Source organism: Rhodopila sp. (assembly GCF_965276935.1).
In the GTDB taxonomy this organism is placed as follows: Bacteria; Pseudomonadota; Alphaproteobacteria; order Acetobacterales; family Acetobacteraceae; genus Rhodopila.
This window is the reverse complement of the sequence record NZ_CBDIBS010000004.1, coordinates 1,714,492-1,731,011: the sequence shown is the minus strand read 5'-3', so window position 1 is coordinate 1,731,011 and position 16,520 is coordinate 1,714,492. Positions and strand designations below refer to the sequence as shown.

14 protein-coding genes and 1 pseudogene are annotated in these 16,520 nt (G+C 65.5%); 6 read left to right on the top strand and 9 right to left on the bottom strand.

Annotation, left to right across the window (positions count from 1 at the left end):
- From ACQY4S_RS24315 to ACQY4S_RS24300, 4 genes are all read left to right on the top strand, one after another.
- Complete coding sequence (locus tag ACQY4S_RS24315; protein WP_428487762.1) at positions 1-948, top strand: cation diffusion facilitator family transporter; 948 nt, start codon at positions 1-3, stop codon at positions 946-948.
- 166 nt (positions 949-1,114) lie between these two features.
- Positions 1,115-2,227, top strand: coding sequence for a hypothetical protein (locus tag ACQY4S_RS24310; RefSeq protein ID WP_428487761.1), 1,113 nt, complete (start codon positions 1,115-1,117; stop codon positions 2,225-2,227).
- Positions 2,224-3,039 carry a DUF169 domain-containing protein gene (locus ACQY4S_RS24305; RefSeq protein WP_428487760.1) on the top strand — a complete coding sequence of 272 codons (816 nt, stop codon included), beginning with the start codon at positions 2,224-2,226 and terminating at the stop codon, positions 3,037-3,039. Before ACQY4S_RS24310 ends, ACQY4S_RS24305 begins: the two co-directional genes overlap by 4 nt.
- Before the next feature lie 250 nt (positions 3,040-3,289).
- A complete protein-coding gene (locus ACQY4S_RS24300; protein WP_428487759.1) occupies positions 3,290-4,717 on the top strand; it encodes a S41 family peptidase in 1,428 nt (475 codons plus the stop codon).
- Positions 4,718-4,856: 139 nt separating this feature from the next.
- Here the strand turns inward: ACQY4S_RS24300 and ACQY4S_RS24295 are convergent, their stop codons facing one another.
- The 3 genes and pseudogenes from ACQY4S_RS24295 to ACQY4S_RS24285 form a co-directional block, all read right to left on the bottom strand.
- On the bottom strand, positions 4,857-5,567 hold the full coding sequence (locus tag ACQY4S_RS24295; protein ID WP_428487758.1) for a DUF2278 family protein: 711 nt from the start codon (positions 5,565-5,567) through the stop codon (positions 4,857-4,859).
- Between the two features lie 324 nt (positions 5,568-5,891).
- Positions 5,892-6,566: pseudogene (locus tag ACQY4S_RS24290) on the bottom strand (glutathione S-transferase family protein).
- Entirely contained in the window at positions 6,559-7,395 is an 837-nt protein-coding gene (locus tag ACQY4S_RS24285) for an NAD-dependent epimerase/dehydratase family protein (RefSeq protein WP_428487757.1), read from the bottom strand. Before ACQY4S_RS24285 ends, ACQY4S_RS24290 begins: the two are co-directional and overlap by 8 nt.
- 34 nt (positions 7,396-7,429) lie before the next feature.
- Here ACQY4S_RS24285 and ACQY4S_RS24280 point away from each other — a divergent pair, with 34 nt between their 5' ends.
- Positions 7,430-8,770: an amidase gene (locus ACQY4S_RS24280; protein ID WP_428487756.1), complete on the top strand. Its 1,341-nt coding sequence runs from the start codon at positions 7,430-7,432 to the stop codon at positions 8,768-8,770.
- 31 nt (positions 8,771-8,801) lie between these two features.
- On the opposite strand, the gene ACQY4S_RS24275 is transcribed toward ACQY4S_RS24280, so the two are convergent.
- Positions 8,802-9,584: an ABC transporter ATP-binding protein gene (locus tag ACQY4S_RS24275; RefSeq protein ID WP_428487755.1), complete on the bottom strand. Its 783-nt coding sequence runs from the start codon at positions 9,582-9,584 to the stop codon at positions 8,802-8,804.
- 3 nt (positions 9,585-9,587) lie between these two features.
- The gene (locus ACQY4S_RS24270; protein ID WP_428487754.1) at positions 9,588-10,457 is read right to left on the bottom strand and encodes an ABC transporter permease; all 870 of its coding nucleotides are present in this window, start codon (positions 10,455-10,457) and stop codon (positions 9,588-9,590) included.
- 298 nt (positions 10,458-10,755) lie between these two features.
- On the opposite strand from ACQY4S_RS24270, the gene ACQY4S_RS24265 reads away from it, so the two are divergent.
- A complete protein-coding gene (locus ACQY4S_RS24265; RefSeq protein ID WP_428487753.1) occupies positions 10,756-11,898 on the top strand; it encodes a lytic transglycosylase domain-containing protein in 1,143 nt (380 codons plus the stop codon).
- 581 nt (positions 11,899-12,479) lie between these two features.
- Here the strand turns inward: ACQY4S_RS24265 and ACQY4S_RS24260 are convergent.
- The 4 genes from ACQY4S_RS24260 to ACQY4S_RS24245 are packed head-to-tail and all read right to left on the bottom strand — an operon-like array spanning position 12,480 to position 16,312.
- Complete coding sequence (locus ACQY4S_RS24260) at positions 12,480-13,331, bottom strand: ABC transporter permease (RefSeq protein WP_428487752.1); 852 nt, start codon at positions 13,329-13,331, stop codon at positions 12,480-12,482.
- Positions 13,328-14,437, bottom strand: coding sequence for an ABC transporter ATP-binding protein (locus tag ACQY4S_RS24255; protein ID WP_428487751.1), 1,110 nt, complete (start codon positions 14,435-14,437; stop codon positions 13,328-13,330). Before ACQY4S_RS24255 ends, ACQY4S_RS24260 begins: the two co-directional genes overlap by 4 nt.
- A gap of 7 nt (positions 14,438-14,444) precedes the next feature.
- Positions 14,445-15,539 carry an extracellular solute-binding protein gene (locus tag ACQY4S_RS24250; protein ID WP_428487750.1) on the bottom strand — a complete coding sequence of 365 codons (1,095 nt, stop codon included), beginning with the start codon at positions 15,537-15,539 and terminating at the stop codon, positions 14,445-14,447.
- Complete coding sequence (locus ACQY4S_RS24245) at positions 15,539-16,312, bottom strand: SDR family NAD(P)-dependent oxidoreductase (RefSeq protein WP_428487749.1); 774 nt, start codon at positions 16,310-16,312, stop codon at positions 15,539-15,541. The genes ACQY4S_RS24250 and ACQY4S_RS24245 overlap by 1 nt, the downstream gene beginning before the upstream one ends.
- Positions 16,313-16,520: the final 208 nt, after the last annotated feature.

Genomic DNA, 16,520 nt, shown 5'->3' with positions numbered 1-16,520 from the left:
ATGGCCGAGCACGACCACCATCACGATCATGGTCACGAGCCTCATCATGGCGCCGCTGGCCATCACCACGTCCCGGCCAGTTTCGGCAAAGCCTTCGCCATCGGCATCGCGCTGAACCTTGCCTATGTGGTGGGAGAAGCCTTCTACGGGATCATCGCGCATTCGCTCGCCCTGCTGGCCGATGCCGGCCACAATCTGGGCGATGTGCTGGGCCTCGCCGGCGCCTGGCTGGCTTCGGTTCTTGGTCAACGCCGGCCCAGCGGACGCTACACTTATGGCTTGCGGCGGTCCTCGATCCTGGCTGCCCTCGGCAACGCCATCGTGCTGCTTGTCGTCACCGGCGGCATCGCGTGGGAGGGGATTCGACGCCTGATCAACCCCGAGCCTGTCGGCGGCTTGATCATAATGGTTGTGGCGGCGGTCGGCATCCTGGTCAACGGCTTGACCGCCTTGCTGTTCATGTCCGGCCGGAAGGGCGATCTGAACATCAAGGGCGCTTTCCTCCACATGGCGTCGGACGCCCTCGTGGCGCTTGGCGTCGTGCTTGCGGGTGCCGTCATGATGTGGCGGGGCTGGCCATGGCTCGACCCGGCGATCAGTCTCGTCATCAGCGTGGTGATCGTGGCCGGCACGTGGTCGCTGCTGCGGGACTCGGTCAATCTCGCGCTTGACGCGGTGCCGCCCGGCATCAAGCCGGGCGATGTCACGGCTTTCCTGAAGCAACAGCGGGGTGTAGCGGCCATTCACGACCTGCATATCTGGCCAATGAGCACAACCGAGACCGCCCTGACCTGCCATTGCCTGATGCCGGGCGGCCATCCTGGCGACGAGTTCCTGGTGCACCTCGCGCATGACCTGCAAGAGCGCTTCAATATCGGGCACGCAACGATCCAGGTCGAGGTGAATGAGCAGATTGCCTGCAAGCTTGAACCGGATCATGTGGTCTGACCTGGGACCAGTGGCGGACGCTGCCGCGCTTTCCTGGCTGTGCGGTCATGCGGACAATGATCAAGCCGTGAACTGGTCATCCGGCCAGAAGGCGTAATATGAAAGCTATGATTGCCGGTGAACCGATGACTTGGCCTCGGAAGCGGGTGGGGAGCACCACGGCTTCTTGAGCATTCCTCGACTGGTCGAAATCGCGGCCGGAGTGCTCATGGTCAGCGTGATCATGTCCGACGTGTTCCGTGGTGTGGTCATGCCACGTGCAAGCGCTCGCACACTGCGGCTCGCGCCCTTGGTAGCCGATGCAATGCTTCGCCTGGTGCTGTTGCTGGCGAGTCGGCATTCACCTGACAGGCGGCACGACCTGCTTGGCGCGCTGGGTCCGATCCTTCTTGTGCTTAATGCAACGATCTGGTTCTTCTCGCTCATCCTGGGTTTCGCACTGGCCATGCACGCGCTGCCGCACGGGTTCGATCCGCCTGTCGGGCTGCTCGACGCCCTTTACGCCTCGGCCAGTTCGTTCCTGACGCTAGGGGTGAGCGGGCATGAGGCGCACGGCGTTTGGGCGCGCGCATTGGTAATCGGGTCCGCGCTGTGCGGCTTCGGCCTTGTGCCGCTTGTCGTCACCTTCCTGCTGAACATCCAGGGCGCGCTGATGCAGCGTGAGCAACTGGTGCTGCGCATCGGCGAGCGGAACCGCAAGCCGCCGACCGGCCCAGCGATATTGGAGCAGTATGCACGCCTTGGCCGAGACAGGGAGGCGGCACTCGCGCGGTTCTTCGAAGACTGGGACCGCTGGTCCGCTCATGTGCTTCTGACGCACCGCGCTTATCCGGCATTAGCCTATTTCCGCTCCACGGACCATGAGTGCGACTGGCTGGCGGCGCTTAGCGCGGTCATGGATGCCGCCGCGCTGCTATCGAACCTTGAAGGTGATACCGCGGCCGGGCCTGCCATCTTGTGCCACCGGATGGGCAGCCGCTTGGCGCAGGACCTTGCCAACACCTTTCGCTGCAGGATTGACGAGATTCCCGATCTTGAGCGGACCCACTTCGACCGCGTGCAGGCGAGGCTGCGCCGCGCCGGCTTCGACAATGCGGGCAGCGGAGCGGCGGCGTTCGAGGCGTTCAATCGGATGCGTGCCGAGCACGAGCCGGCGATCTCCGGCCTCTGCCGGCGTTTCGGAGTGGAGCGTGCATGGATATTGTCCACACCTGACGACATGATATTTCCGTCCGGCCCAGGGCATGTCAGCATGCGCGCAGGAGGAAACCAGCCATGAACGACATCCCCACAACGCAGGAAGCCGCGGTCCTGGATGGCAAGACCATTGCCGAGCTTGCGGAACAACTGAACCAGTTGCTGCGGCTGCGCACCTTCCCGATCGGCATGAAGCTGTTCGAGGACGTGGCCGAGATGGAGGCGGTCCCCGGATTGCGCCGGCCGGCAAAGGGAAAAACCTTTTCGACGTGCCAGCTTGTGACCCAGTCCCGCATGGCCGGCTTTACGCTCGGCATCACGACGGCGAACGTGCCGGCGTTCTCGAGCTGCAGCAGCGTGATTGGGCTGGATGCGCCGGGCGACGTCTATATGTCCGGCCGCAAGATGGAAGGCGTTTGGTTTGAGAACCGCGACGCCGCCGCCGCGCATCAGGCGCAGATGCCGCGGGTGACGCCGGGAACCTATCATGGCCTGGCGATCTCCCCGCTGCGGACCGCGCGGCTGAGCCCGCCGGACGTGTGCCTGTTCTACGGCAACCCAGCGCAGATGATGCTGTTCATCAACGGCTTGCAGTGGCGCAACTACCAGCGTTACGACTTCAGCATTACCGGTGAAAGCGCCTGTGCCGATAGCTGGGGCAGCGCGTTGAAACACCGCAAGGTCAGCCTGTCGATCCCGTGCTACGCCGAACGCCGCTACGGCGGTGTGGCGGATGACGAGATGCTGATGGCTTGCCCGCCGGAGGACCTGCTGCGTGCGGTAACCGGCTTGCAGGGCCTGTCAAAGGCTGGCCTGCGTTATCCGATCATGCCGTTTGGCCCACAGGCTGAACCTGGCGAAGGGATGGCGAAGAGCTACGCCGGGAAGAGCTGAGGCGGCCCGTTCCGGAACATGCGCGCAGCCTGGACCGAAGGCGGCAATGACGCATGCGGCCAGCCTGGGGATGATGCAAGACTCGCTCGACAGTCGGTTGCCGCGATTGTGCATCCGCCTTCTGCTTGTATGACCGTGATGTAAGCTGGCGGACATACACCCGGTCAAAACTGTCACGATATTACCATGCGGTCCGCTGCTGTTCGGCGGCCGCATTGTCTTCGGTCTGAATGCTCAGCGAGGCGTCTCGATGAAAGTCACGCGAACCGGGGTCGCACTGCTGGTAGGGACCGGCTTCATGGCCGGCTTTGCTGCAAGGACCGGCAATGACCTGCTTTCTCGGGCGTTTGGCGTTCCATGGGCCGCCGCCCAGGGAATTGCTACGCCGGGGGTTGCTGCTCAAGGACCCGGTGGGCAGGACACCAACCACCTGTTGACGCTGTTCAACACGGTTCTCGAGCGGGTTCGCGCCGACTATGTCGAGCCGGTGTCGAGCACCACGCTGGTCGACAGCGCCCTCAACGGGATGCTGACCGGGCTTGACCCGCACAGTTCTTATCTGACCGAACCGCAGTGGCATGCGCTGCAAAACGAGACCACTGGCAAGTTTGGCGGAATTGGTCTTCAGGTGACCGACAACGGTGGGTTGCTCGAAGTGGTTAGCCCGATCGATGGCACGCCGGCCGCCGAGGCGGGGTTGATGCCGGGCGACCTGATTACCGCGGTCGACGGCAAAAGCGTCGAGGGGCTGAGCCTGACGGACGCGGTTGCCGAGATGCGCGGGCCGCCCGATACCATGCTGCGCATGACGGTCAAGCGACAGGGTCAGACCAAGCCGCTGGAGTTCACGCTGACCCGGCGGATCGTTCACGTGCAGACGGTGACGAGCCGGCTGATCGGCGATCTTGGCGTCATCCGCATCAGTGAATTCACTGAACAGACCAATCCCGGCGTACATGCGGCTTTGCGGAGGCTGCGCACTGAGTCCGGCGGAAAATTGCGCGGCCTGATACTTGATCTGCGCAATGATCCAGGTGGTCTGCTTGATCAGGCGATCGATGTGTCCAACGACTTCCTCGCCAGTGGCGGCATTGTCTCGACGCATGGCCGGCACGCCGCCGACGATGCGAGTTGGCCCGCCAAACCCGGTGCCGACATAGCAGGCAACCTGCCGGTGGTGGTGCTGACCAACAACGGCACCGCATCCGCCGCTGAGATCGTCGCCGGCGCGCTGCAGGACGACCGGCGGGCCTTGGTGCTGGGCACCCGGACATTCGGCAAGGGTTCAGTGCAGACCTTGATCCCGCTTGGTGACGACGGGGCATTGCGGCTGACCACCGCGCGCTACTATCTGCCTTCCGGCCGCTCGATCCAGGGGCTCGGCATCACGCCGAACGTGGTGGTGCAGGAGACCCGTACGCCGGCGCCACACTTCGGGCCGCAGCATGAAGCTGATCTTCTGCATATCCTGTCCACGCCGGAGAATAGCCAGGGCAACGACAAGGCTATGTCGCCGCCGTCCGCCGATCTGCCCGCGGCGGCGCAACAGATCCCGAAGTTGCCGCCGCCGGATTGGCCTGCCATCGACGCGGCCAGGCCGGAGACGGATTTCCAGTTGCAGCAAGGCCTTGTGCTGGTGCGGGCAATGGCCGCGGGATTGCAATCAGTGTCGCGCTGACAGCGAACCGGGTCGGCTGATGTGCGGAGCCATGCTTCCAGCTCGGCATGGGGGGATCAGGCCGCCTGCGCTTCTGGCGGTCGAGAACGATCAGGCGCGCCGCGGCGACTTCGGGAGATACGGTCCGGGTGCCGCCGCTTCAGCGGTCAATCGCCGTCGGGTTTCCCTGGTCGTCGCTCTCGGTGCCCTGAGTGGCGAAACGGATGAACAGTGCGACTGTCTCGCCGCCGGTGAAGCGGATGAACAGCGCGCCGTCGCCGTGCGTCGTGTTGTCGCGCTCGAAACTGCCGGCGTTGCCCTGCATCATGTGGATGTCGTGCAGTCCCTGCTCCGGCGTGAAGCCAAACGTCTGATCGCGCGACTGCGTCCCGCCGTCGCGAAATTCGTTGCCAAACACGATCGCGACCGCCCTGTTGTCCGCCTTGGCTCGCTCGATCTGCGCGTCGAGAAGGTTGCCGAGACTGACATTGCCGCCGAGGTCGGGCACCGGCTGCATGGTGGTGATGTCGAAAAGATTGGCTCGAAGGTAATCGATGCCGTTGCCATCCGGCCCGGTCTCGCGCTGGCTGAAGCCCGGCGGTCCTCCTGCCAGCGCCGCGATGTCGAGCGCCGGCGAACTTGTCACGTATTTCGGATCGAAATGTGCAAGGACCTCGCTGCCGTCGACCGATTGCACGTTGACCGCGACGCGGAAATTCTGTTCGCCTGCGGCGACCCAGATTTCGTAGTGCGGCGACTTTCCACCCTGCAGAACTCCATCCTTGACGGTCCCAACCAGCACGCCGTATCGCGCCTGGACGGATCCCGGGAAATTCGGACGCTCCCGCTCGAAGTGCCGTGCATGCGACATGAAGTCCTCCGTCGTTCGCGTATCGATGTCGAGCCTCGACCCTGGCCGCGTCGCCAGGATCTGCCATCTTGAGCGTGATCGCCTGAGGCTGACCCAGTCAGAAGGCGTGAATCACGCGATCAGACAATGAGTTAAAGCGCGATTCGTGGGTCAACCTAAACCAATCGCGCTTTAAGTTTACAAGCGGCTGCGATGCTTTTCGCGTGCGGGTGTTGCATGGTTCGGGTCGCGGCGGATCACGTGGTTTGGCATGGACTGGCCGGATGGCTTGCGGCCCAAGGTCTATCACGATATCGTCGGTCCGCTTGCCGCGAAAGTGGTGGATCAATGGCGTTCCACAGGCACGGTTTCATAATCCTCAATCAGCCAGTCGGCTGGCTCAGCCGCCGCTTCGTCATACCAGTCCGCAACCAGCGGATGCCATCGCAGCGCGGCACAATAGGCTTTGGTTTCATCTGAAACCTCTGGCTCTCAGGTCAGCAACCGCGCCACGACCGGAGCGAACATTGCATCGGCCGCGCCGAACTCAGGGCCAAACAGGAATGGGCCTCCATCACCAAAGCGGACCCGCGTCTCCTGCCACAGTGCCTCGATGCGGGCGATGTCCGCCAACGCTCCCGGCGTTCGTCCCAGACCGGCGAACGACCGCCCCAGATTCATCCACATCGCCGTCCGCAACTCATGAAACCCGGCATGCATTTCCGCCGCGATCGACCGCGCATGCGCCCGCGCCACCCGGTCCGCTGGCCACAGCGACGGCTGAAACTCGGCGCAGTAGTCGCAGATCGCCAGCGACTCCCAGACCCGCGCGCCGTTGTGCTCCAGAAACGGCACCAGCCCGTTCGGCGACAGTTCGGCGATCGCCTTCGTCGGTCCGGGCCGGGTGAAGCGCAGCACCCGGACCTCCACATCCAGCGCCGCCAGTTTCACCGCGAGCCAACCGCGCATCGACCAGGAGGAGTAACGTTTGTGGCCGATATAAAGAACGCCGTCAGACATCACGCTCTCCCCATATCGGCGCCGGCTCATGCCGCGAATACCCGATCGCGCAAAACGCGCCGCCCATGTAGCGTTCCTGCACCGGATCGCCGCTGACGGCACCGGCCAGTTGTCCGGCGAACGGATCGGCGCTGTCGATGGCGGTCCAGCCGAGTGCCGATCGCGCGTCGTCCCGCCACCAGGTCATCCGCGTGTTGGCCGAGGTGCCCCAGATCGCGACGCAGCCGACGAACGGGGTCAGCACGCAACGCTGCATCAGTCGCGACAGATCGCCATAGGACATCCATGACGCCAGCATGCGCGCGTCGATCGGCTCCTCGCGCGCCGACCCAATGCGCACGTTGACATTCTCCACGCCGTGCTTGAACCAGTACATCCGGCCCATCAACTCGCCATAGGCTTTCGACAGGCCATAATAGCCGTCAGGTAGAAACTGCGTGTCCGCCGGCAGGCTCTCGGTCCGTTCATGGAACCCCACCGCGTGGTTCGACGACGCGAAGATGACCCGCGCCTTCTCCAGGCGAGCAGCTTCGTAGATATGGAAAAGGCCGCGAATGTTGGGGCCGATGACCTCCTCGAACGGCCGCTCCACCGACACCCCGCCCAGATGGATGATCGTCCCGCATCCTTCCGCCAGCCGCGGGATGGTCACCCCATCGGACAGGTCCGCCTGGGTGAAGGCGCAGCCCGCCGGTACCGGATCAGGAAACGGCGCGATGTCGGTCAGCACCAGCCGCCAGCCCAGCGCGCTGAGCGACTTCGTCAACACCCGGCCCAGGGCACCGGTGGCACCGGTCAGAAGAACCGGTTTGGCAGGCGTGTCAGTCATGGCATGCTCCTCCTCGAATTGCATTGGAAGCATCATGCGCACGATCGACGAACTCGCCCAGGCCCTGGCGAAGGGCCGCACGACAAGCCGGTCACTGATTGAGGAGAGCCTGGCGAAGATCGCCGACCCGGCCGGAGAGGGTGCGCGGACGTTCATCAAGGTCCACCCAGAGGCGGCCCGCGCCATGGCCGATGCCGCTGACCTGCTGCGCCGCGCAAACCGCCTGCCCGGACCCTACGCCGGTATTCCAATCGCGCTGAAGGACCTGTTCGATATCGCCGGTGAAACCACACCCGCGGGATCGATGATCCTGGCCGACGCCCCGCCGGCGGCGGCCAACGCTCCGGTGGTTGCCCGCATGCTGGCGGCTGGCTTCATTCCCATGGGGCGGGTCAACATGACCGAGTTCGCCTTCTCCGGCCTTGGCATAAACCCCCACTACGGCACGCCAGCCAGTCCGTGGGACCGGGAGTCGAAGCGCATTCCCGGCGGCAGTTCCTCCGGCACCGCGGTGGCGGTGGCGGACGGGATGGCGGCGGCTGGCCTGGGTACCGATACCGGCGGCTCCTGCCGCATTCCGGCGGCTTTTTGTGGCGTCGTCGGCTACAAGCCGACCGCGCGGCGCGTTCCCATTGCGGGGGTGCTGCCGCTGGCCCCGTCGCTTGACTCGGTTGGACCGCTGGCACCCAGCGTCGCCTGCTGCGCCGCAATCGATGCGATGCTGGCCGGTGAGATGCCGCCCGCCGCCGCGCCGATCGGATTGACCGGCCTACGCCTGGCGATGCCAGACACCATGGTCCTGGACGGCATGGACGCCACCGTCGCCGCCGCGTTCGATCGCGCCTTGTCGACGCTGACCGCCGCCGGTGCCCGGATCGAGACGGTCCGCTTCGCCGAGCTTGCCGAACTGCCCGCCGTCAATGCCGCGGGCGGCCTTGCCGCGGCGGAGGGCTATGCCTGGCATCGCCAACTGCTCGCGGCGAAAGGCGCCGGCTACGACCCGCGCATTCGCATCCGCATCAGCCGCGGCGAACGCATCAGTGCCGCCGACTACCTGGACGTGGTCACCGCACGCGCCAGGCTGATCACCAGCTTCGACCGCGCCACCGCGCCCTATGACTGCGTGCTGATGCCCACCGTGCCGATCGTCGCTCCGCGTATCGCCGAGCTTGACGACGAGCGCGCCTACAACAGCGTCAACATGCTCGTCTTGCGCAACACCGCCCTCGGCAATTTCCTCGACCGTTGCGCGATCTCGGTGCCTTGCCACAGAACGGGCGATGCGCCCGTCGGCCTGATGCTGATGGGCGAGACCATGGGCGACACACGCCTGTTCAGCATTGCCGCCGCGGTCGAGGCCGTGCTCTTGGGCTGATCAGACGGCACGGCATCAGGCTGGCATGGTATCAGGCTGGCACGACCTCGGTTAGCGCGACAGGGGCTTGGCCGAGGTAGGCGGCCAGCACCTGCTCCGCCGGCCCGTCGGCGCGGATCTGGCCCTGGTCCATCCACAGCACCCGCGTGCACCAGTCCTTGATGATGTCCGCCTGGTGGCTGGACAGCACGAGGATATCGGCGCCGCGGACCATCTCCTCCAGCCGATGTCGGGCTTTCTCCAGGAATACCGCGTCGCCCGCCAGGAACCACTCATCCATCAGCAGGATCTGCGGCTTGATCGCCGTGGCGAGCGCAAAACCCAGCCGAACCACCATGCCGGCGGAGTAGATCCGCATCGGCAGATCCATGAAGTCGGCCAGTTCCGCGAACTGGGCGACGTCTTCCTCCAGCCGTGGCAGCATCGACCGAGGCAGCCCGTTGTACAGCCCGCGCAGCAGGATGTTCTCCCGCCCGGTCAGCTCCATGTTCATGCCCAGGCTTGGGTCCAGCAGCGCATTCAGACTGCCTTGCACCCGCACCCGGCCGATCACCGGTTCATAGATACCGGCCAGCACCCGCAGCAGCGTGGTCTTTCCGGCACCATTGGAACCGACCAGGCCAAGACGGTCGCCGCTGTTCAGGCGAAGGTCGATATCGCGCAGGGCGCGGACCACGATGCGCTGCTGCTGGTCATGCGCCAGTCGGCCGGATGCGGCGGCGGCGACGGTCTTTTTCAGGCTGCGAGCACTGCCATGATACAGCGGAAACCAGACCGAGACATTTTCAACAGTGATCCGCGCCTTGGTCGGCATGTTTCAGATCCAGAACGTGACGCGGCCGCGGGCTCGGACGAAGAACGCCCACGACACGCCGCACAGCACAGCGCTGTAGCCAATGGCACCGAGCCAGGTCATCCGCGACACCCCATCCCCCAGCAGCGGTCCCCTGACGATCTCCAGCAGATCAAAGAACGGATTCAACGGCAGCTTCGCCGCCGACGCACCCAACTGCTCAGGCTTCCAGATCACCGGCGTGACGAAGAACATGATCTGCATCACGCTGTTGACGATCGGCTGGATGTCACGGAAGCGGGCACAGAACGAGCCCAGCAGCAGGGTCAGCGCCAGCGCGTCGAGCACCCAGAGCAGCAGCGCCGGAAGTGCCAGCAACGCATTCCAGCCCGGCCAGAGCGAGAACACCGCAAAGACGACGACGATCACCACGATGTTGTGCGCCAGCGCGATCAGGTTGCGGATCAGCGTTCGTGTCGAGAACACGAAGAACGGCATGCGTACCGATCGGATGATGCCCTCGGCATCGGTAAAGGTCGTGCAGGCCTCCGACACCAGAGCGGCGAGAAATCCCCACAGCACCTGCGACAGCGCCAGGAACGGCAGGTAGTTCCTCAGGTCCATCTTGAACAAGGTGGAGTACAGCATCCCGAGGGCGGCGACCATGACACCCGTGGAGATCGTCAGCCAGAACGGCCCCAGCATGGAGCCGCGGTAGCGCAGCCGGATGTCGAGCCAGCCCAGCGCCCAGGCCAGCCGCCAAAGCCGCAGGCCCCGCATCAGATCGCCCAGCGCAAGCCGGTTGCGTGAGGCCACCGACATATCCGCATTCAGATCCAGGACCGCAGTGGGGGCGGTCGTCGAAACAGCGGGCATCGTGACGGCACTACTCATGGCGTCGCGCCGGATACTCCATTCGGCCATGCGGCACAACAAAAGGCTGCCGCACAGGATCGTGGTGGCAGCCTCGGAACACGGCTGGTCAGAGGTTGGATGCCCACCAGAACATGGTCACGTTTCCGTCTCAATTGCCTTCGGCTGAAAACATGTCGAGATGACTTGCTTGAAACATCGCTTTCGTTTAAGGACTTACGAGAGCTTCCTGATTCTCTGCTTCAGCGGTAAAAATACCGATACCGAAACAGAGACCGGCTACGCGACCATGGGCCTCCAGAATGGAGATTGATACCGCATGACTGCACCAGATCGCGAAACCATCAGCAGCAGCCTCCGCGCCGCCTGCGCTATCGCTATCCTGGCCGCACTCGCGGCCTGCAGTCAGCCGCCGCAGCAGACCGCCATGCGGGAAACCGCCCGCTACATTGCCGCCGCCCATCGCGACTATACCCCGCCCGGCCCCGCCGACGATCCTTGGGGGCCCTATGTCCGTGAAGCCGCGATCCGATTCGATATACCGGAAACCTGGGTTCGCTCGGTCATGCGGGTCGAGTCCGGCGGCAAGGAGTACGTTGATGGCAACCTGGTTACCTCGGGCGCCGGCGCGATGGGGCTGATGCAGGTGATGCCAGCCACCTATGACGGACTGAAGGAGCGCTACAATCTGGGCGATGACCCGTTCGATCCGCATGACAACATCCTGGCCGGCGTGGCCTATATGCGCGAGATGTACGAGATCTACGGCACGCCGGGCTTCCTGGCCGCCTACAATGCCGGACCGGTCCGCCTGGACGACTACCTGGGCAATCGCCGGTCGCTGCCGGATGAAACCCGCCACTATGTCGCGATGATCGGCCCGAACCTGCGCGGCATCTACCCGAACAACCGCTCCGCCGCGGATGAGTTCGCCATGAACAACCTGCCGATGAACATCCCGGCGGGCAAGCGGTATGGCCGCCCGATCATGTTGGCACGTGCCACCGGCGGCAGCGGCGGCCGCGTGCCAAAACGGGCTCCGGTGGAGGTTGCCCAGCTTCCGGAACCGCCTCGCTACGGCGGCGGCCAATCGCAGCAGCTCACCCTGGCGACGCCGCCGGTTCGGCCAATGCGTGGTGGCTTCCGGCTGATCGCCGCCGCCAACGCGGCTGACGCGATCCCGCTGCACCATGGTTCGGCGGCACCAGGGCAGTGGGCGATCCAGGTAGGCGCTTATGCCCACCAGGGGATGGCGCATGGTGCGCTGGTCAGCGCATTGGATCACGCTCATGTGGAACTTGCCATCGCGCATCCTTTCGTGGCGAGCATCCATCAGGGTCGAGCCATCCTTTGGCGGGCGCGAATGACGGGGATGTCGCGAGATACCGCGGTCCAGGCGTGCGATAAACTGATGCATGGACGATCCGCCTGCATCGTGCTCTCGCCCAACGCACAGTACTGAAGCGTGATCGCCCCGAAGCCGACCCGAAGGCGTCCATCACGCGATCAAACAAAGCATTGGACGCTGGTCGGACACCGGTGAGGATGCAACCTCAAACGATTATGGTTTTACCGTGACCCGCAACTGCCTTGCGATCTCCTGCCGCAGCCCATCGGAAATGGCCAGAGCCGCGGCCTTCGTCGCGGAATAGACGGTCTGGTCGGGCACGACCTTGCGTGCGCTGGCCGCTCGACCAGCTCATCCTGGAAGTGAGTGATGCGCGACCTGGTTCAGTGCTGGCGTCGGAGGAACTCGCTCAGTTGCTGTTCGTGCCGATGATCCGAGCCTATGGAGCGAGCGCCGGACCACTGGCGATAGGCCGGATCAACGCGCTCGCCGGCAAACGGATCGGGTCCGCGCCGCGCCTGATGCATGAGCGACCCGCCAAGCCATGCCGCGCCGACAATCTCGCCGCGTTCGTCGGCATGTCGCGCGCCAGCCTTGCGATGCGGTTCTCGGCGGCTATGGGTATCGACCTGTCGCCTATCCGATTAGTTGGCGGCGTACGACGCGAGAGACCGGCTGTCCGGCCGTCCACAACCTCAGGAAGTGCGGTGGCGCCTAACCAGAACCACCCAACGCCGCACCCATACGATCATCCCCGGCACCACCACCAGAACCACCAGCAGCGAGACCGCCACCGCCGATGCCGTCGGCCAATCGCGGTTGGAGAAAAACTCGTCCCACAGCACCTGACCGATCAACTGCGCCTGGGGACCGCCCAGCAGCGCCGGGATGACATACTCCCCGATCGCCGGAACGAACACCAAAGCCACGCCGGCCGCGATGCCTGGCAGGGACAACGGCAGGACGACCCGCAGGAACACTCGATACGGCGGAGCGCCTAGGTCAGCCGCCGCCTCCACCAGCGTTCGGTCCAGTCGCGACAACCGCGCATACAATGGCAACACCATGAATGGCAGGTACGTGTAGACCATGCCGATGTACATTGCGGTGTCGGTATACAGCAGCCGAGGCGCGCCAAGCCGCAAAACATGAAGCACGCGAACCAGCACCCCATCATCCGCCAGCAATCCGATCCAGGCGTTGATCCGCATCAGGAACCCGGTCCAGAACGGCAGCATCACCGCCAGCAGCAGCGGATTCTGCCACCGCGGTTCGGCGCGGGCGATCGCCAGGGCCATCGGCAGCCCGGCCAGCAGGCAGACGATGGTGGATACGCCCGCCATCAGCAGGCTGCGCAGCAGCGCGTCCCGGTACAGCGGATCGGTCGCCACCAGCAGCAGGTTATCCAGCGTGAAACCCGGGCTGTACGGCGGCACGCCCTCCGCCGGTTGCGCCAGCGCGATGAGCAGGATGATCGCCAGCGGCGCTCCCAGCAGCAGCGCCAGCCACACCGCCGGACCGGCCAGCACCAACCAGCGCGCTTTCATGCCGGCAACAGGATGCAGGCATCGGGCGGCCAACCCACGGTGACCGCGGCACCCGGCTCGGTCAGCGCCGCCGCCAGGCCGTCGGCCAGACCGCGCACCACGCGCAGCAGGGTTCCGTCGCGCAGCCTGACCTGGATCGCCAGGCTCTCCCCGGCATAGGCGCAACCTGTCACCACGCCGGCAACCTCGTTTACGTGGTGTAACGCACCGATCCGCAGCCGTTCGGCGCGCAACGCCAGCAGCCCTGGCCCCGGCGGCCCGGGCACGGCAGCCCGCGCGGTCACCCCCTGCGCCGGCAGATGCACCGAGACGCCGTCCGCCCCGACGATACACGGTAGGATGTTCGCCGCGCCGACGAACTCCGCCACGAACCGGTCGATTGGGCGTTCGTAAAGCGCCGACGGCGTGCCGACCTGCGCCATCCGCCCATCCCGCATCACGCCGATGCGATCGGCCATGGTCAGCGCCTCGGTCTGATCGTGCGTGACCAGCACGAAACTGATCCCCAGCGATCGCCGCAGCCGCACCAGTTCCGCCCTGGTCTCCAGCCGCAGCCCCTGGTCCAGCGCCGACAGCGGCTCGTCCAGCAGCAGCAGGCGCGGGCTGGGGGCCAGGCTGCGCGCCAGCGCGACCCTCTGCTGCTGGCCACCGGACAGGTCCGTCGGGCGGCGCCCGCCATAGCCTTCCAGCCGTACCAACGCGAGCATTGCCGCGACCCGCGCCCGCGTATCGGCACGCGACACACCCTGCTGGCGCAGTCCAAAGCCAATGTTCGCCGCCACGCTCATGTGCGGGAACAGCGCGTAGGACTGGAACATCGTGTTCACCGGCCGGCGATGCGGCGGCAGCGTGGACAGGTCGATGCCATCCAGGATGATCCGCCCGGTCTCCGGCCGCACGAACCCGGCGATCGCCCGCAGCAGCGTAGTCTTGCCGGAGCCCGATCCACCCAGCAGCACGAACAGTTCGTTGCGCCGCACCGCCAGGTCCAGCCCGTCCAGCGCCAGCGTCGCGCCATAGCGGACCCGCACGCCGGCGATGGTCAGTCCGCCATGCGGCGGCGCCGCATCTTCCGGCGCCTCCCGCGTTGACCTGCCGGTTGTCACCGACGTGTCAGGTGCCGGCCTTGAAGCGCGACCACATGCGGGTCCGCGCACGGTCGGCGGTGGGCGTGGAGGCGCCGATGGTAAAGAACGTCTTCACCTCGGCGTCGGTCGGAAACACGTTCGGATCGTTCAGCAGCGCCGGACGCACCAGTGCCCGCGTCGCAGGGATGGCGTTCGGGTAGTGCGTCGCATCGGTGATCCGCGCCATGATGTCGGGCCGCAGCACGAAGTTGATGAACGCCAGCGCGGCGTCCTTGTGCGGCGCATCGGCTGGGATCGCCAGCATGTCGAAGCCGATCTCGGCACCTTCCTTCGGCGCCACATAACGCACGTCCACGCCGTTCCCGGCCTCCCGCGCGCGGGCCGACGCCTGCGACACGTCGCCGGAGTAATCCATCGCCAGGCAGGCCTCGCCGGTCGCCAAGGCTTCCAGCGCGCCGCCGCTGGCGAAGGTGCGGATGAACGGACGGATTGCCATCAGCGCCTTCGACACCGCCGCCAGATCCGCCGCGTCGGCGCTGTCCGGGCTGCGGCCAAGATAGCGCAGCACGGATGGCACCACGTCGATCGCCGAATCCATCATGATGATGCCGCACGGCGCGATCCGCTTCGCCCAGGCCGGATCCAGCAGAAGCGCCCAGCTATCCATCGGCGCGGCGGGCGCCAGCGCCTTGATCCTCGCCGGATTGATCCCCAGCCCGGTCGATCCCCAAAGATAGATCGCGCCATGCTGGTTGCCTGGGTCGGAGGACAGCACGCGCCGCATCAGCGTCGGGTCCAGGTTCTTCCAGTTGGGCAGCCGGTCGCGGTCGAGCACCGCCAGCGCCCCTGCCCTAATCAGCCGCGACATCGTCGGCTCGTTGCTTGGCACGACGATGTCGTAGCCGGAATGGCCGGCGAACAGCTTTGCTTCCAAGGTCTCCAGACTGTCGAACACGTCGTAGCGGGTCTTGATGCCGGTCTCGCGGGTGAAGTCGGCCAGCACGCCGGGATCGATGTAGTCGGTCCAGTTGTAGATGTTGACGATAGGTTCCTGCGCCCGAGCGGGCAGGGCGCAAACGGGTAATGCGATGACGACGAAAGCCAGCAGCCAACGCGGCATCAGCGTGAGCCGGGCGGGACGAAGGCCGCCTGGGTGCCCCCGTCGACTGGTATGGTGGTGCCGGTGACGTAGCGCGCCGCGTCGGACAGCAGGAACATCATCACGTCCACCACATCGTCCGGCCGCGCGATCCGCCCGATCGGTGATACGCCGGATGGCCGGTAGCCCTTGGTGTCCGATGCCACCGCATGGATCATCGGCGTGTCCACGGTTCCCGGTGCGAGCGCGTTCACCAACACGCCCGACGGCGCCCACTCCGCCGCCATCACCCGGCACAACTGGCTGACCGCGGCCTTTGACGCCGCATAGGCGCCGCTGACGATCTTCGGCCGCAGTGCCGCGATTGACGATAACAGCACAACCCGGGCCGGATCGTCCGGCGTCGCCGCCGCGCGCAGCCGCGGCAACGCCTGCTGGGCGCACAGGAAGGTGCCGCGCAGGTTGGTGTTCAGGACCAGGTCGAAGTCCTCGATCGGCATGCTCTCCAGCAGGCCGGTGCGCAGCACGCCGGCGCAGCAGACCAAAGCGTTCAAGCTGGCTCCGACTTGCGCGAAGGCTCCGGCGACGGCGGCGGCATCGGCAACGTCGCAGGCGACCGGCCGGAAACGCATTTGCCAGGCGCCGAACCCGTTCGCTGTCTCGGCTAGCCGGCCGAGCGCCAGGTCCAGGCCGAATACCGTCCAGCCGGCCTGAAGCAGCCGCAGGCTGGCGGCTTGGCCGATGCCGGATGCGGCGCCGGTGATCACCACGGTCTTGCCGGTGCCTTCAGTCATGCGAATCCGCCTCCTTGCCGATGGACAAATAATCGCTGTGCGTCAGGCACGGTCGGCCGCCACAACATTCGGCCATGATTGTTCGAGGTTGCCTCTTCGCCAGTGTCCGATCATGGGCTAATGCCTTGTTTGATCGAGCGATTCACGCTCTTTGGCTGGCCAGCTTCACGCGATCACGCTAAGCGCGCACCGGGGTAGACGCCGCCTT

Bases quoted from the DNA above. Each gene is read 5' to 3' on its own strand.
- ACQY4S_RS24245 (WP_428487749.1), bottom strand. From the start codon at position 16,312: ATGACTGAAGGCACCGGCAAGACCGTGGTGATCACCGGCGCCGCATCC.
- ACQY4S_RS24285 (WP_428487757.1), bottom strand. From the start codon at position 7,395: ATGACTGACACGCCTGCCAAACCGGTTCTTCTGACCGGTGCCACCGGT.
- ACQY4S_RS24295 (WP_428487758.1), bottom strand. From the start codon at position 5,567: ATGTCGCATGCACGGCACTTCGAGCGGGAGCGTCCGAATTTCCCGGGA.
- ACQY4S_RS24315 (WP_428487762.1), top strand. From the start codon at position 1: ATGGCCGAGCACGACCACCATCACGATCATGGTCACGAGCCTCATCAT.
- ACQY4S_RS24270 (WP_428487754.1), bottom strand. From the start codon at position 10,457: ATGAGTAGTGCCGTCACGATGCCCGCTGTTTCGACGACCGCCCCCACT.
- ACQY4S_RS24260 (WP_428487752.1), bottom strand. From the start codon at position 13,331: ATGAAAGCGCGCTGGTTGGTGCTGGCCGGTCCGGCGGTGTGGCTGGCG.
- ACQY4S_RS24280 (WP_428487756.1), top strand. From the start codon at position 7,430: ATGCGCACGATCGACGAACTCGCCCAGGCCCTGGCGAAGGGCCGCACG.
- ACQY4S_RS24250 (WP_428487750.1), bottom strand. From the start codon at position 15,539: ATGCCGCGTTGGCTGCTGGCTTTCGTCGTCATCGCATTACCCGTTTGC.
- ACQY4S_RS24300 (WP_428487759.1), top strand. From the start codon at position 3,290: ATGAAAGTCACGCGAACCGGGGTCGCACTGCTGGTAGGGACCGGCTTC.
- ACQY4S_RS24305 (WP_428487760.1), top strand. From the start codon at position 2,224: ATGAACGACATCCCCACAACGCAGGAAGCCGCGGTCCTGGATGGCAAG.
- ACQY4S_RS24265 (WP_428487753.1), top strand. From the start codon at position 10,756: ATGACTGCACCAGATCGCGAAACCATCAGCAGCAGCCTCCGCGCCGCC.
- ACQY4S_RS24275 (WP_428487755.1), bottom strand. From the start codon at position 9,584: ATGCCGACCAAGGCGCGGATCACTGTTGAAAATGTCTCGGTCTGGTTT.